Raw genomic sequence first — 14337 nt, forward strand, 5'->3', positions numbered from 1 at the left:
CAGCCCCTCGTTTGGCTGTAGAATTTCGCCTCCCAAGCGGGAATAGCTCAGTTGGTAGAGCGCAACCTTGCCAAGGTTGAGGTCGCGAGTTCGAGTCTCGTTTCCCGCTCCAGATACTGTTTCCATCGCGATCCGTCGCGAAGGGAAATGCCGAAAAAAGCGACCTTCCGGGTCGCTTTTTTCGCATGCGCGTGTCTGCGGTCAGTGGCGCATTCCGATCCGGACGTTGCACCACGTGCGGATGTTCTCGCGGTCGAACCCCGGGCAGCTGTTCTCGATGGGCAGGTACACATAGAGCGCCTGCGCCGTGTGCACGAAGTGGTAATAGTTCGTGCGGTCCTTGCCGTAACGCCAGTAGTTCGCTGAGCCCTGGTTCATCACATAGGGTTCGAACCACAGGATCGAGGATTCGCTCGGGATCACGTTGCTTAGGTCAGTCAACATCATCCACGCATTGGAGAGGACGTGGGTGCTCGTGCCGGAGATGATGATGGGAAGGATGACGCACTCGGTAAGTCATTGGGGATATGGGATATCGACGGACCCGAGATAAAGTTGTCAGGTATTAGCTTGCTCTGTCGAACTTGATGGTTGATTCTCCGGGGCTATGACTAGGTCTGTCACTAGGATCCAGAGGCTGTCTCGTACTTCGTTGTGGCAGATGAGACCAAGATCAGTGATGCATGCGGTGAATTCGACTAGTACCCGGCTGCCGAGTTTGTGTCTAGGAAGGCTGGACTCATTCTCTTGCGCTATAACCGTTCCGGCCTGTCCGATGAGCTTCCAGTAATTTTCGGAGGCGCGCGTGGGTTGGCTTGGAGTGCTTGTGCCAAAGAAGGTGCGAAGTTCTACCCTTTTCCCGTTAGTGATTTTCATTTATGTCCAGTTGTTTTGCTGGGTAGGTGAGAGGGGTTCCTTGAAAATGTCTATGGCGCAGACGTCCCGCTTATCGTGTTCGTTAAAGTCGTCAAGGCTTAATTTCTCCCCGACGTTTATGCTCGGAACTGGATGGGTCGTAATCCTGCATTCGTGAGACTCCCCGTTGGAGAAGTAGATGGCGTCCTTGATTGGAAGTAATTCCTGTTCCCACAATTTCGCTATTGTGTTTTTCATGAGGGCTGGGCTTATGGGTAACGTCGTTCTGTTCCTTGCAACTTCGTCCTCCAGCTATCCAGCTTGTTCGTCCATGACAAAGATGAGTTCATTGGAGTGATCCGTTGCTCTGCTCGCGTATTAGGTCATGGAGGCGTCTCCAGTAGGCATCAAAGGAGATTCCCTGTAGCTGATTCCAGCTCGGTTCCTTCCATTGCCGCCCGGGCTGGTGGCGCCAAATGCAGCGCCATGGTTGCTACGGCAGACCTGCGTTTCAACTGAGGATGTGCCAGACCCTGCGGCCAAGCCATGCAACGAGTTGCAATGTTCAGACACGTCGAAGGTTCGGCTTAATCCCCACTCGGGCATCTGCCTTAGTGCGACCGAGTGCCGTGTGGAGTGCGCGATGGGCCGATCACCGGCCCGGGCGTGATCCTCAGGCGACGCGGCCGGGATGTGTTGCCCCGCTCGGCCGGCGGCATCCATTCGTCCTGGCGGCACGGCTGGGCGGTAGGCGATGCGGTCGCCCTGCCATTGCGCGACGAGGGGCGGCCGGCCGAAGCCGCAGTGGCGCGGGTGGCGCCCAGGTTCCGGTCCAGACGCGCGTTGCGCTGGGCGATGGAGCACCTGCAGGTGGAGTGGCCGATCGACTTGATGCTGCAGTTCGGCGCGATGCAGCGGATCGCCGAACAGAGCTATTTCCACCGGCAGGGGATGCGGGTGTAGCCGGGGTGGATCCCTTGGCTCGCACGGCCCGGGGCAACGCACGGAAATGCAGCAAAAAGGATGTTGACGACGTGAAGGAATTCCGACAGAATAGCGCTCCTTCGACGCAGGTCGAGGGGCCGACAGCCTCCAGCACCCCAGGGTGCGGTGCCGTCGGGGCAAGCGAAAGTCTGCGGGAATAGCTCAGTTGGTAGAGCGCAACCTTGCCAAGGTTGAGGTCGCGAGTTCGAGTCTCGTTTCCCGCTCCAGATTTCGACAGGGCCCCCTCGGGGCCTTGTTTTTCTCCGCGGTGGCACGCGGGCATCCGGTCCGGAAGCATTGGCCGGGATGTGAAAAAAAGTGTGAAAAAGCTGGTGTGTTTCGAGTGGTTTCGGTAACATGCACGCTTGATTTTGCGGGAATAGCTCAGTTGGTAGAGCGCAACCTTGCCAAGGTTGAGGTCGCGAGTTCGAGTCTCGTTTCCCGCTCCAAATCCTGACCAGGCCCCGTTCTCGGGGTCTTGTTCTATCGGGGCATGCAACACGCCTCCGATGATCGTAGGGTCACCGGCCTGGTGGCAGAGTGGTCATGCAGCGGACTGCAAATCCGCGTACGCCGGTTCAATTCCGACCCAGGCCTCCAAATAGAAAGTAGCCCAGAGCCCGCGCATGCGGGCTTTGTGCGTTGTGGGCCTCCATTCAGTTTCGCAGGCGAGAGCCGACAGGGCCTACACAACCCGCTTCGTATGCTGCGCCCGTCCATATTGGCAGCCTTATGCAGACACAAAAAGCACGCGTAGCGACGGGTATCGAAGGCCTCGACAGCATCCTGGGCGGGGGCTTCCCGCAGGGGCGGCTGTATCTGCTCGAGGGTCCGCCCGGCTCAGGCAAGACCACGCTGTCCCTGCAGTTCCTGCTGCACGGGTTGAGCAAGGGGGAGCGCTGCCTGTACATCACGCTCTCCGAGACGGCTGACGAACTCCGGGAAGTCGCCAATGCCCACGGCTGGTCGCTGGACGGGCTGGACCTGTTCGAGCTGGCCTCGGCCGAGGAAGCACTGGGCGATGGCCGCATGCAGTCGGTCCTGCACTCCTGGGAGGTCGAGCTGGATGAGACGGTCAAGCTGATCCTGGGCGAGGTGGAGCGCATCAAGCCGCACCGGGTGGTGTTTGACTCGCTCTCCGAGCTGCGATTGCTCTCGCAGGATCCGCTGCGCTATCGCCGGCAGATTCTGTCGCTCAAGCAGTTCTTCGCGCCGAAGAGCGCAACCGTTGTGCTGGTCGATGACATGACCGCCTCCGGCGAGGAGCGTGATGGCCAGCTGCACAGCCTGTGTCATGGCGTCGTATCGCTGGAACGACTGACGCTGGATTTCGGTCCGGCCCGGCGGCGAATGCATGTGCAGAAACTGCGCGGGGTGAACTTCACTGCCGGCTACCACGACATGACCATCCGCGAGGGCGGTCTGGAGGTGTTCCCGCGACTGATCGCCTCGGACCATCACGCCAAATTCAACGGTACCCCGATCAGCAGCGGGGTGGGCGAGATCGACAGCCTGCTCGGTGGTGGACCGCTGCGGGGCACCAGCACGTTGCTGACCGGCCCGGCCGGCAGCGGCAAGACCAACGTGGCGCTGCAGTATGTGTGGGCCGCGTGCGAGCGCGGTGAGCATTGCTGCATCTTCGAATTCGATGAGCGCATCGGCACCTTGCTGGCCCGCGCGGAGTCATTGGACATCGATCTCAGCAAACATCTGGAGACGGGGCTGCTGGAGATCCAGCAGGTGGACCCGGCCGAGATCTCGCCGGGCGAGTTCGCCTGGAACATGCAGCGTGCGGTGGAAGAACGTCAGTGCCGCCTGCTGGTGATCGACAGCCTCAACGGCTACGTCACGGCGATGCCGCAGGAAAAGCAGCTGATGCTCCAGCTGCACGAGATGCTCTCCTATCTCAACCAGCGGGGCGTGGCGACCATCCTGATCAATCCGCAGCATGGCCTGGTCGGCACCATGTCCACGGGCAATCTCAACGTGTCCTACATCGCCGACTCGGTCGTACTGTTCCGCTTCTTCGAGTCGCAGGGGCGGATCCGCAAAGCGATCTCGGTGATCAAGAACCGCGGCGGTGCACACGAGAACACGATCCGCGAGCTGAACATCGACGGCAAGGGCATTTCGCTCAGTGCGCCCCTCAACGAGTTCAAGGGGATCCTGACCGGCACACCGGAATTCGTGGGCAATACGGCGCATCTGCTCGGCCACACCCGTGCAGACTGACGCCACGTCCGGCGTGGTGCACATCGTTGCACCGTTCGGGCGTGATGCGCCGAGCATCGCTGCCGTGCTCAACGCCGCCGGGTTGCGGACCACGATCCAGGAGAGCCTGGCGCGGTTGGCCGACGCGCTCGATGACGAGGTGGGCGCGGTGGTGGTCACCGAGGAGGCCGTGGCGAAAGGCACGGCTGCCCTGCTCGAGCCCCTGGCCCGGCAACCGTCCTGGTCGGATATTCCCTTCATCCTGCTGCGGTCCCCGCGCTCGCAGAAGCGGCCATTGGCCGACGCCGGCCTGCAGCTGGCGATCAACATCATCGAACTGGACCGGCCACTGGGCAGCAGCTCGCTGCTGAGTTCGGTGCGCAGTGCGCTGCGTGCGCGCGACAAGCAGTTCCTGGTGCGTGACCAGATGCGGGCGCTGGCCGATGGGCGTGCCGCGCTGGAGCGCAGCGAAGCCGAGCTGCGCCTGGTGGCCGACGCGATGCCGGTGCTGATCGCCTTCATCGACCGTGACCTGAATTACCGCTTCGCCAACAAGGCGTATGAAGCCTGGTTCGAGCGGCCGGTTTCGGACGTGATCGGCAGGCGCGTGCCCGACGTGTTCGGGCAGGAAGTGTGGACCAGTCGCCGGCCGTTGATCGAACGTGCGCTGGCCGGCGAGCACATCGTATTCGAGGCGAACTGGCCGTTCAGCGATGGCCGGCGGCGCGACAGTGAGATCCGCTACTCGCCACGCGTTGATGCGGATGGCACGCCGGACGGGTTCCATGTGTTCGTCACCGACATCACCGCCTCCAAACTGGCCCTGGAGACCAGCCAGCAGCACGCGCTGGACCTGGAGGCGATGGTGGCCGAGCGCACCGCCGAACTGGAACACCAGATGGCCGCGCGCGAAGCCAGCGAAGCCGCACTGCGCCAGTCGCAGAAGATGGATGCGATCGGCCAGCTCACCGGCGGCATCGCGCATGACTTCAACAACATGCTGACCGGCATCCTGTCCTCGCTGGACATCATGCGCATGCGCGTGGAGATGGGGCGCATGGAAGGGTTGGAACGGTTCCTGGATGCCGCCACCGCCTCCAGCCAGCGTGCGGCCGCGTTGACCCAGCGCCTGCTGGCGTTCTCGCGCCGGCAATCGCTGGATTCGAAAACCGTCGAACTCAACGCACTGGTGGGGTCGGTCCAGCACCTGCTGCGCAGCACCCTGGGGGAAACGATCCGCATCCAGATGGTGACCAGCGATACCCCGCTGCGCGCGAACCTGGACAGCAACCAGTTTGAAAGCGCGCTGCTCAACCTAGCGATCAATGCACGCGATGCCATGCCCGATGGTGGAGAGTTGCGGCTGCGCACCTCGCATGTGCATGTCGCCGAGGCGGAGGTGCCGACCATCCCGGCCGGCGAGTACGCCGTGGTGGCCGTGTCCGATACCGGCACCGGCATGCCGCCGGAGGTGGTCGAACGGATCTTCGAGCCGTTCTTCACCACCAAGCCGATCGGCAAGGGCACCGGGCTGGGCATGTCGATGATCTACGGCTTCATGCAGCAGTCCGGGGGCCACATCACCGTGGACTCCACGCCGGGGCAGGGCACGACGGTGTCGTTGTTCATGCCGGTGGTGCACGACCCGGCCGAGGATGAGGACACGCCGAACGCACAGGCGGTATCGCTTGGCGCCGGGCAGTCGATCCTGGTGGTGGAGGACGACGAGCAGGTGCGGATGCTGGTGACGGTGGTGCTTGAGGATCTCGGGTATACCGCCGAGGTGGTCGGCGACGCCGATGGCGCCATTCCCATCCTCGGCTCGTCGAAGAAGATCGACCTGCTGATCACCGATGTCGGGCTGCCCGGTCTCAATGGACGGCAACTGGCGGAAATCGCGCGGCAGACCCGGCCATCCCTGCCGGTGCTGTTCATGACCGGCTACGCGGAGAAGGCGCAGGAACGCTCGGCGTTCCTCGACAACGGCATGGCGATGATCGCCAAGCCGTTCCTGCTCGATGCGTTCAGTGAGGCAGTACGTAGTTCGATCGCCACGCGGCAGTGAGTGCGCGCGGCTGCCTGCGGCGGCCTGGGTGACGAAAGCACCGCGCGATCGAAACTTTCGTTTGCGGCGGCATCTGAATGCTTCAGCCAGCGGCTTTATTTAGATACCTGAAAGTGCCAGCATAGTGCTTTGAGAATGTCGGAGTTTACCCATGCCCTTATGCGCGATCGCGTATGTCAGCGACGTTGCGGGCCCGCTGGCTGCGGCGCATCTTGACGCCCTTGTCGAGGATGCCATCCGCTTCAACAGCCTGGCGGGGGTGACCGGCGTACTGCTGTGCGACGGCAGTCGTTTCCTGCAGTACTTCGAAGGTCCCGATGACGGGGTGTCGGCGGTGCATGAGCGGGTATTGCAGGCGCGGAGCCATCGCGCCATCCACAAGCTCGGCCACGCGCGCGTACCGCAGCGCTTTTTCCCGTACTGGAGCATGCGCTGGCTGGGCGTGGAGCCTGCCTTGATCGAGATGCTCTCGGCAGGTGACTGGGAGGCCTTCGCAGACCGTATCGCCGGCGGCGCGCCGGTGGGCAGCGGAATGGAGCGGCTGCTGCAGTTCGTCGCCCCGCACCTGCCCGGGCAGGCCGCGTCGCAGCCGGTGCGCTCGGCAGCGGAATGAGATGACCCCTGTAGGGTTTACCCGCAGGGGCTGATACCAGGGGGAGCCGGCCAGAGGCGGAGTACCCGCCGCCGCGCTGACATGCTGCTGTCAATATGCGCCCTGCATGATGCAGATACGGGCGCAGGCGCGAGATGAACCATTCATCGGGGGCGTCGCCTTTGGCCGTGTGGTAATTGACTTAATGCAAAGGAAGTGCAAATTTTAAGTGAACCCGAAGTGAATCCGCCCCTGAGGGGGTTTTGTCGTCCCTGAAGCAAGCAAGTCCCACGGAGGTCGTATGGAATACGGCGAACATGACTTGGCTGACGGAGTGCGAACCGAGCTGGAAGCCAGCTACGTGAAACATGGCTGCGGCCCGGAATTCTGGTCCACCTACCAACGCGTGCTGGAGCGACTGGTCCCACCGGCGCAGGGCACCGCGCGAACCCGTGTCACCAATGAGCTGGCGTTGATCATCGAACAGTTGGGGATCGTGCGGCGCGCCCAGTTGGTGCCCCCACGCAGTGCGCGACCGCGCGCTCGCTGAAACCGGGTCGGGGGACCGGGAATCGGGACGGGGACAACTGCCAGCGCGGCGCCACTACAGGTAATGGAGACCGATGCCCAGCAGGGCCAGCAGCGTGCTCGCCGCGGCAAGCGTGCGCGGGCGGATCCAGCGTGGCGGGCGTTGCTGCATGGCTGACGGGCTGGCACGGCGGATCAGACCGGTCGGGAACTGCCACGCACGCATGCGCGCATCGCAGGCGTCCTGGCAGTCGCCACAGCCGATGCAATCGGCATGTGGCCCGGCGCGCACGTCCAGCGCCATCGGGCAGACGGTGACGCAGTCCCCGCAATCCAGGCAATCGCCGAGCCGATCGGCGCTGAAGTGCGGCATGGGGCCGGCGATGTCCTCATGCGCGGCGCGGAACGCGTAATCGCTGGCGCTGGTGGGGTCGAGCAGTCCGCGGCCGCGGGCCTGCACGCCACCCAGCCCTGCCACGCGCGGGCCACGCGGTTCACCGCGGCGCGCGTGATAGTGCATGCGCGGCGTGTCGCTGTCGCAGAACACGCCGTGGACGCGCGCATATGGGCACAACTCGCGACAGACATGTTCACGCAGGAAGCCCGCATTGCCCCAGGTGGCGGCGGCATAGAACAGGATCCAGAACGTTTCCCAGCCGCTCCAGGCCGGCGGCCACGGCGTACCGACCAGACCGTGGATCGGGCTGAAAAAGCCCACGAAGGTGATGCCGGTCCACGCGGCCACCAGCAGCCACAGCAGGTGCTTGGCCGCGCGGGCCGGTGCGGCCGGCAGGCAGTGCGCGGCGGCCTGTTCGATCCAGCGGAACAACCGGCTCCACAAGGTCTGCGGGCAGGCATGGCCGCACCAGACCCGGCCAGCCAGGTTGGTCAGCAGCACCAGAGTGGTGGCCATTACGGCGGCCAGCCCCAGCAGGATGCCCACGTCCTGCGGCCAGAGGGTCCAGCCGAACAGATCGAAACGGCGCGCGGTCAGTTCGAACAAAACTGCCTGGCGGCCCTCCCAGCGCAGCCACGGCAGGGCATAGAAGCCGGCCAGCAGCAGCGCCGACAGCAGCGGCCGCCAGCGCAGTGGCGCGCGGCGAACGGTGGGCGGCGGTGCCGGTGGGGGATCGACAAGATGCAGGGTGAGGCGGTCTGTCATGGTCACCCCAGCGGCAGATCGTCGTCGTCGCCGGGCATCGGCCGCAGCAGGTACCAGGTGATCGTGCTGGCGGCGGCGGTGATCGCCCAGAACATGAAGAACCCCAGTGTGTAGCCCAGTTCGCGGCTGATCTCGTGTTGCGGGAAGGTGATGTCGCGCAGGCGCAGCGGGTCGACGAACGCGAAGAAGACCACGCTGGCCAGGCCGGCTGCGACGAAACTGGGCCACAGGATGGCGCCCCATTGCTGGATCAGCCGTCGGCGGCTGCCGTCGGGCGGGTCGTGCAGGTCGTTCATTGCGGCCACGGTCAGGAGGAGGGGGCAGGGCACGGCTATACTTCGCGCCGACCGGGGGCCGGGATCGCGGGTGCGCGCTTCCTGTCGAGCTCCCAGACTAGAAGGCTTCGCGACGGCCTTCATTGATTCTGATCAAGGCAGCGGCACGCGCTGCCGCCGATGCTGGGCGTTGCCGCCCGAGGATGTTCATGGCCGATCCCACCGACAACGCGCTGCCTCTCCCTGCGCCGGACCTGTGCAGCGAAGAGGAGGTCACCCGGCTGGTGCATGACTTCTATGCGCGCGTCCGCGAGGAGCCGCGGCTGGGGCCGGTCTTCGCGGCACGGATTCACGACTGGGATGCGCACCTGGCTCAGCTGGTCGATTTCTGGTCGGCGATGCTGCGCGGCACGCGCCGCTTCAAAGGCGCGCCGATGCCCAAGCACATGGCCATGGATGAGCTCGACCGCGATCTGTTCGACCGCTGGCTGGCCCTGTTCCGGCAGACCACCGCCGAATGTGGCAATCCGCCGATGCAGCGGCTGGCCGATGACGTTGCCGGGCGGATCGCCGATACGTTCTGGCGTCGCTTCCAGATGCTGCGATGGCCCAGCCTGCCGCTGGTCGGCCGCCAGGGCCTGAATTGATCTGACGCAATGCGTGCGTGCCCGCGCGCGTGCACGCTGGCGGCATGGATACTTTCTCGCCTGCCGCCGCCGGGCTTGCCTGGCACTTCGACCCCGAGCTGCTGCGCCGCCACGACCGGCCCGGGCCGCGCTACACCTCCTATCCGACCGCGCCGCACTTCCATGACGGGTATGGCGAGCTGGCCCTGCGCGAGGCCATCGCCGGCAGCAACCGGCTCGGCCGGCCGCTGTCGCTGTATGTGCACGTGCCTTACTGCAGCAGCCCATGCTTCTACTGCGGCTGCAACCGTGTCATCACCCGCGACCACAGCAAGGGCATCAGCTACGTCGCCCGCGTGCTGAGCGAGGCGGACCTGATGGCGCCGCAGTTCGATCCGGCCCGCGAAGTGATCCAGCTGCACCTCGGTGGCGGCACGCCGAACTTCCTCGCGCCAGCGCAGATGCGCGAGCTGCTCGAGGGGCTGCGCGAGCGCTTCAATTTCAGCACGGCGGCCGCACGCGATTTCTCCATCGAACTGGACCCGCGCTTCGTCACCCGCGCCGACATCGCCGGCTTTGCCGCGCTGGGCTTCAACCGCGCCAGCCTGGGCGTGCAGGATTTCGATCCGGACGTTCAGAGGGCGATCAACCGCGAGCAGGGCGTGGAGGCCACCCTGGACATCCTGCGCGCGTGCCGCGAGTACGGGCTGCGCTCGGTCAATGTCGACCTGATCTATGGCCTGCCGAAGCAGACGCTGGCCGGCTTCGCGCAGACACTGGAAACAGTATTGCGTGAGCGCCCAGATCGCCTGGCGGTTTACGGCTATGCCCACCTGCCGCACCTGTTCCGCGCGCAGCGCCAGATCGCCGATGCGGATCTGCCCGGTCCCGACCAGAAGCTCGCCCTGCTCGGCCTGGCGGTGCAACGGCTTTCCGAGGCGGGCTATCAATACATCGGCATGGACCACTTCGCATTGCCGGAGGAGGATCTGTCGCGGGCACAACGCGCGGGCCAGCTGCACCGCAACTTCATGGGCTACACCACGCATGCCGATACCGATCTGGTCGGCCTGGGCGCCAGCGCGATCAGCCACATCGGCGACACCTACAGCCAGAACCCGCGCGAGCTGCCGGCCTGGGAGGCGGCCGTCGATGCAGGGCGCCTGCCGGTCTGGCGTGGCCTGCAGCTGGACGAGGACGACGTACTGCGCGCCGAGCTGATCGGCCAGCTGATGTGCCAGGGTGAAGTGGATGGCGCCGCGCTGGCAGCACGGCATGGCGTGGACTTCGAGGCGTATTTCGCCGACGGGCTGCGCGCGCTGGCCACGCTGCAGGCCGACGGCCTGGCCGACTACGCGCAGGGCGTTGTGCGCGCCAGCGAACGCGGGCGCCCGCTGCTGCGGCTGCTGGCGATGTGCTTCGACCGTTATCTGGCGCAGCCGGACCAGCCGGTGCGGTATTCCAGGGCAATCTGAGTGCCGTCGCCCCGGCGTGCGTGCATTCCAAAACCGGGCGCGATCAGGCACCCTATGCGCGCCGTTGCCCGGGTGGCGAAACTGGTAGACGCATCGGACTTAAAATCCGCCGGGGGCGACCCCATGCCGGTTCGATTCCGGCCCCGGGCACCAAGGCTTCCCCTTGGCGTGGGTTCTGATCGCGCTGCGATCGACGCACGCCGGTGATGATTCCACGCGAGGGCAGCCAACCGGCTGCCCTTGTTCGTTGCAGCCGGCGTTCCGGTGCAACGCAAACTTTACGCAGCCGGCCGCGCGCCGCCGTACGCTGCGCAGCAACTCACTTCGGAAAGGTCACATGGCCAACGCAGGACGTGCAAGGAACGCACTGGTGTGGGGCATGGCGGTGCTGCTCGGCGGCGCGGTCCATGCCAATGCCCAGGTCCATGCGCCGGCGCCGGAACCGGTACCGGTACCGGCGCCAGCGGCGGGCGAGGTGATCGACCTTGCCCCGGTGCTGGTCTCCGGCGTGCAGCCGGGGCCGGGCATGTGGCAGGTCCGCAACAGCCAGGGGCACACACTGTGGATTCTCGGCACCGTCTCGCCGCTACCGGCCAAGCTGGACTGGCGCGCCGACGAGGTGCAGGCGGTGATCGCCAGTGCCCAGGAGGTGCTCGGCTCGCCCGGCTGGAGACTGGATGCCGATGTGGGGTTCTTCCGCCGCCTGACCCTGGCGCCTGCGGCGATGAAGGCGGCGCGCGATCCGGACGGACGCACGCTGCGCGAGGTCCTGCCGCCCGATCTCTATGCACGCTGGGCGCTGCTCAAGCAGCGTCACATCGGGCGCGACAATGGCATCGAGAAAGACCGCCCGCTGGTGGCGGCGACGCAGTTGTACGCCGCCGCCCTCAAGGATGTGGGGCTGGGCCGATCCTCGCCGGTCTCCAGGATCATCGAGAAGGCCAGCAAGACACACGGCCTCAAGCCGGTGTCGACCCAGGTCACGATCAAGATCGCCGACCCCCGGCAGGCGTTGAAGGAAGTGCGTGGGACGGCCCTGCAGGACGTGGAATGCTTCCGTCGCACGCTGGAGGTGATCGAGCACGGGCTGCCGCTGCTGGCCGAGCGGGCCAATGCCTGGGCCGTGGGTGATATCCAGGCGCTGCAGCGCCTTGCAGTGAAAGGGCAGTACGTGGCCTGCGTGGATGCGGTGGCCAACAGTGACTTCGGGCGCCGCCGCGGCCTGACCGACGTCGATGCCCAGGCTCACCGCAAATGGATCTCCATGGCCAGCGACGCGCTGGCACGCAACGCGGTGACCTTCGCGACGGTGCCGGTGACCTCGCTGGTCACGCCCGGCGGCTACATCGATCAGCTGCGCGAGCGTGGATTCGAGGTGCAGATCCCGGAATGAGGCGTGCGCCGACGCGCTTTTCCGGAACGGGATGGCAGACACAGTCGATGTCTACCCAGTGCGAATACTTCATGGCATAGTCAGCTTCAGTTCATTCCGGAAATCCTTCATGCCGCTGCATGCGGTCGCTTATGTCAGCGACGCTGTCGATGGAATCGAAACGTCTGATATCGATCAGATCCTGCGCGCGGCATCGGGATTCAATAAAGTGGCCGGCGTCACCGGCGTGCTGATGTTCGACGGGCGTCGGTTCCTGCAGTATTTCGAAGGCCCGGAGGATGGCGTGGATTCGGTATTCCAGCGGGTGTTCAACGCGCGCATCCATACCAATCTGCGCGAGCTTGCGCGCGGGTCGGTCGGTGCCCGCCACTTCCCCCGCTGGACGATGGCCTCCGCAGCAGTGGAGCCCGAAGCACTGGCGCGCATCATCGATGCGCCCTGGCACGGATTTCTGGCCGTCCTGCCCGCAGTGGGCGACGCGCCCACGGGGTTTGGCTGTCTGCTTGCGGCGTGGACCGGTGTCTCCGGCGAGTTGGAACCGGCTGCGGTGACGCTGGGTTCGTAACGCAGAACAACGCTGGCCGTAACACAATGATCACGGTTGCCCGCCTATCCTCTTCCTACCAGCTGTGACCAGTCTTGCGGGGTTTGCCCTTGGAGGCTGTCTGAAAGGGTAGTAACCGCAGCTGGACCATTATTCCTTTGGCCGTCGTCCGTACTCTCCGCGGGCGGCGGCTTTGTTCTTTGTGGGGCAGGGGCAGGCGCGTTAGGCTTGCATGACCTGTATCCCGGCTCCGTATCGCATGACGTATCCCCTGATGACGCCCCGCCTGCTGGCCGGCCCGGTTCCGCGATGCGGAGCCGAGCGATGACCCAGGCCATTTCCGCCGCGGCCGCGCCGCGCATCGGCGTCATCGGGCTCGGCTATGTCGGGCTGCCGTTGACGGTGACCTTCGGCCGGCAGCAGGCCACGGTGGGCTACGACATCGATAGCGCGCGGGTCGCCGAGCTGCAGCGTGGCCTGGACCACACGCTGGAACTGGAGGCCGACGAGCTCGCTGCCGCTGTGCATGCGCATTACAGCGCCGATCCCGCCGATCTGGCCGCCTGCAATGTGTACATCGTGACCGTGCCGACCCCGATCGATGCACATGAGCAGCCCGATCTGGGGCCGCTGCGCAGCGCCAGTACCTTGATTGCCGGCCTGCTCAAGCGCGGCGACATCGTGATCTATGAATCCACGGTCTATCCCGGTACCACCGAGGAAGTCTGCGTCCCCCTGCTCGAGGAAGGGTCGGGGCTGCGCTTCAACGAGGATTTCTATTGCGGTTACAGCCCGGAGCGGATCAACCCGGGCGACCGCGAGCGGCGGCTGCCGGACATCCGCAAGATCACCTCCGGCTCGACGCCCGAGGTCGCCGCGGTGGTCGATGCCCTGTACAAGAGCATCATCACCGCAGGCACGTGGCCGGCACCGTCGATCCGCGTGGCCGAAGCCGCCAAGGTGATCGAGAACATCCAGCGCGACGTCAACATCGCCCTGGTCAACGAGCTGGCGCTGATCTTCGATCGGCTCGGCATCGATACCCAGGATGTGCTGGACGCGGCCGGCAGCAAGTGGAACTTCCTGCCGTTCCGGCCCGGCCTGGTCGGCGGCCACTGCATCGGCGTGGATCCGTACTACCTGCTGCACAAATCCGAGAGCGTGGGCTATCACCCCGATCTGATCCACACCGCGCGCCAGGTCAACAACCGGGTCGGCGAGCACGTCGCACAACGCGTGCTGGCGCTGCTGGCATCGCGCCGCATCGATGTCGCCCAGGCCCGGGTGCTGGTGCTGGGCGTGACCTTCAAGGAGAACTGCCCGGACCTGCGCAACAGCCGCGCGCTGGAACTGGCGCAGCGCCTGCAGGCCAGTGGGGCCCGGGTGGACGTGCAGGACCCGTGGGTCGGTCCGGCGGCGCTGGCTGATGCCGGCGTGCGTTGGGTCGAAGCCCCGGATGCGGGCGGGTATGACGCGGTCGTGCTCGCCGTGGCGCACGATCGTTTCCGTGCCCTGGATGCGGCGCAGGTGCGCGCGCTGTTGGCACCGGGCGGCGTGGTGTACGACGTCAAATCCGTATGGCCCCGGGAAGTGGTGGACGGCCGCCTGTAGACTCGTTGGCAGCTAT

13 protein-coding genes and 5 tRNA genes are annotated in these 14337 nt (G+C 65.2%); 15 read left to right on the plus strand and 3 right to left on the minus strand.

Going from position 1 to position 14337, the window contains the following annotated elements; all coding sequences use genetic code 11:
- Nucleotides 1-36 precede the first annotated feature (36 nt).
- A tRNA-Gly gene (locus OC373_RS06910) sits at nt 37-112 on the plus strand.
- Nucleotides 113-201: 89 nt separating this feature from the next.
- Here OC373_RS06910 and OC373_RS06915 read toward each other — a convergent pair.
- On the minus strand, nt 202-444 hold the full coding sequence (locus OC373_RS06915) for a hypothetical protein (RefSeq protein ID WP_261997350.1): 243 nt from the start codon (nt 442-444) through the stop codon (nt 202-204).
- A 1047-nt stretch (nt 445-1491) separates the two neighbouring features.
- On the opposite strand from OC373_RS06915, the gene OC373_RS06920 reads away from it, so the two are divergent.
- From OC373_RS06920 to OC373_RS06955, 8 genes are all read left to right on the plus strand, one after another.
- Nucleotides 1492-1818, plus strand: a complete 327-nt coding sequence (locus tag OC373_RS06920; protein WP_152663769.1) for a hypothetical protein — start codon at nt 1492-1494, stop codon at nt 1816-1818.
- Between the two features lie 172 nt (nt 1819-1990).
- Nucleotides 1991-2066: transfer RNA gene (locus OC373_RS06925), tRNA-Gly, on the plus strand.
- A 146-nt stretch (nt 2067-2212) separates the two neighbouring features.
- A tRNA-Gly gene (locus OC373_RS06930) sits at nt 2213-2288 on the plus strand.
- A 77-nt stretch (nt 2289-2365) separates the two neighbouring features.
- Nucleotides 2366-2439: transfer RNA gene (locus OC373_RS06935), tRNA-Cys, on the plus strand.
- A 132-nt stretch (nt 2440-2571) separates the two neighbouring features.
- The gene (locus OC373_RS06940; protein WP_070427071.1) at nt 2572-4071 is read left to right on the plus strand and encodes an ATPase domain-containing protein; all 1500 of its coding nucleotides are present in this window, start codon (nt 2572-2574) and stop codon (nt 4069-4071) included.
- Nucleotides 4061-6115 (plus strand): PAS domain-containing sensor histidine kinase, encoded by a 2055-nt coding sequence (locus tag OC373_RS06945; RefSeq protein ID WP_070427072.1) that lies wholly within the window; start codon nt 4061-4063, stop codon nt 6113-6115. The genes OC373_RS06940 and OC373_RS06945 overlap by 11 nt, the downstream gene beginning before the upstream one ends.
- 151 nt (nt 6116-6266) lie before the next feature.
- The gene (locus tag OC373_RS06950) at nt 6267-6728 is read left to right on the plus strand and encodes a BLUF domain-containing protein (RefSeq protein ID WP_070427073.1); all 462 of its coding nucleotides are present in this window, start codon (nt 6267-6269) and stop codon (nt 6726-6728) included.
- A 280-nt stretch (nt 6729-7008) separates the two neighbouring features.
- The gene (locus OC373_RS06955; protein WP_019183363.1) at nt 7009-7257 is read left to right on the plus strand and encodes a hypothetical protein; all 249 of its coding nucleotides are present in this window, start codon (nt 7009-7011) and stop codon (nt 7255-7257) included.
- Between the two features lie 54 nt (nt 7258-7311).
- Here the strand turns inward: OC373_RS06955 and OC373_RS06960 are convergent, their stop codons facing one another.
- Both OC373_RS06960 and OC373_RS06965 read right to left on the minus strand, forming a co-directional pair.
- Nucleotides 7312-8397 (minus strand): 4Fe-4S dicluster domain-containing protein, encoded by a 1086-nt coding sequence (locus tag OC373_RS06960; RefSeq protein WP_237393522.1) that lies wholly within the window; start codon nt 8395-8397, stop codon nt 7312-7314.
- Nucleotides 8398-8399: 2 nt separating this feature from the next.
- Nucleotides 8400-8693: a hypothetical protein gene (locus OC373_RS06965; RefSeq protein WP_070427074.1), complete on the minus strand. Its 294-nt coding sequence runs from the start codon at nt 8691-8693 to the stop codon at nt 8400-8402.
- 188 nt (nt 8694-8881) lie between these two features.
- Between OC373_RS06965 and OC373_RS06970 the strand changes: the two genes are divergently transcribed.
- From OC373_RS06970 to OC373_RS06995, 6 genes are all read left to right on the plus strand, one after another.
- Nucleotides 8882-9319, plus strand: coding sequence for a group III truncated hemoglobin (locus tag OC373_RS06970; protein ID WP_037553174.1), 438 nt, complete (start codon nt 8882-8884; stop codon nt 9317-9319).
- A gap of 44 nt (nt 9320-9363) precedes the next feature.
- Nucleotides 9364-10773, plus strand: coding sequence for an oxygen-independent coproporphyrinogen III oxidase (gene hemN, locus OC373_RS06975; RefSeq protein WP_070427075.1), 1410 nt, complete (start codon nt 9364-9366; stop codon nt 10771-10773).
- A gap of 66 nt (nt 10774-10839) precedes the next feature.
- Nucleotides 10840-10926 (plus strand) — tRNA-Leu (locus OC373_RS06980).
- A 184-nt stretch (nt 10927-11110) separates the two neighbouring features.
- Complete coding sequence (locus OC373_RS06985; protein WP_261997351.1) at nt 11111-12166, plus strand: TraB/GumN family protein; 1056 nt, start codon at nt 11111-11113, stop codon at nt 12164-12166.
- A 109-nt stretch (nt 12167-12275) separates the two neighbouring features.
- Nucleotides 12276-12731 (plus strand): BLUF domain-containing protein, encoded by a 456-nt coding sequence (locus tag OC373_RS06990; RefSeq protein WP_070427077.1) that lies wholly within the window; start codon nt 12276-12278, stop codon nt 12729-12731.
- A 303-nt stretch (nt 12732-13034) separates the two neighbouring features.
- Nucleotides 13035-14321 (plus strand): nucleotide sugar dehydrogenase, encoded by a 1287-nt coding sequence (locus OC373_RS06995; protein ID WP_070427078.1) that lies wholly within the window; start codon nt 13035-13037, stop codon nt 14319-14321.
- The last annotated feature ends 16 nt before the right edge of the window (nt 14322-14337 follow it).

It is taken from the genome of Stenotrophomonas sp. Ste96, from assembly GCF_024519495.1.
Classification (GTDB): domain Bacteria; phylum Pseudomonadota; class Gammaproteobacteria; order Xanthomonadales; family Xanthomonadaceae; genus Stenotrophomonas; species Stenotrophomonas bentonitica_A.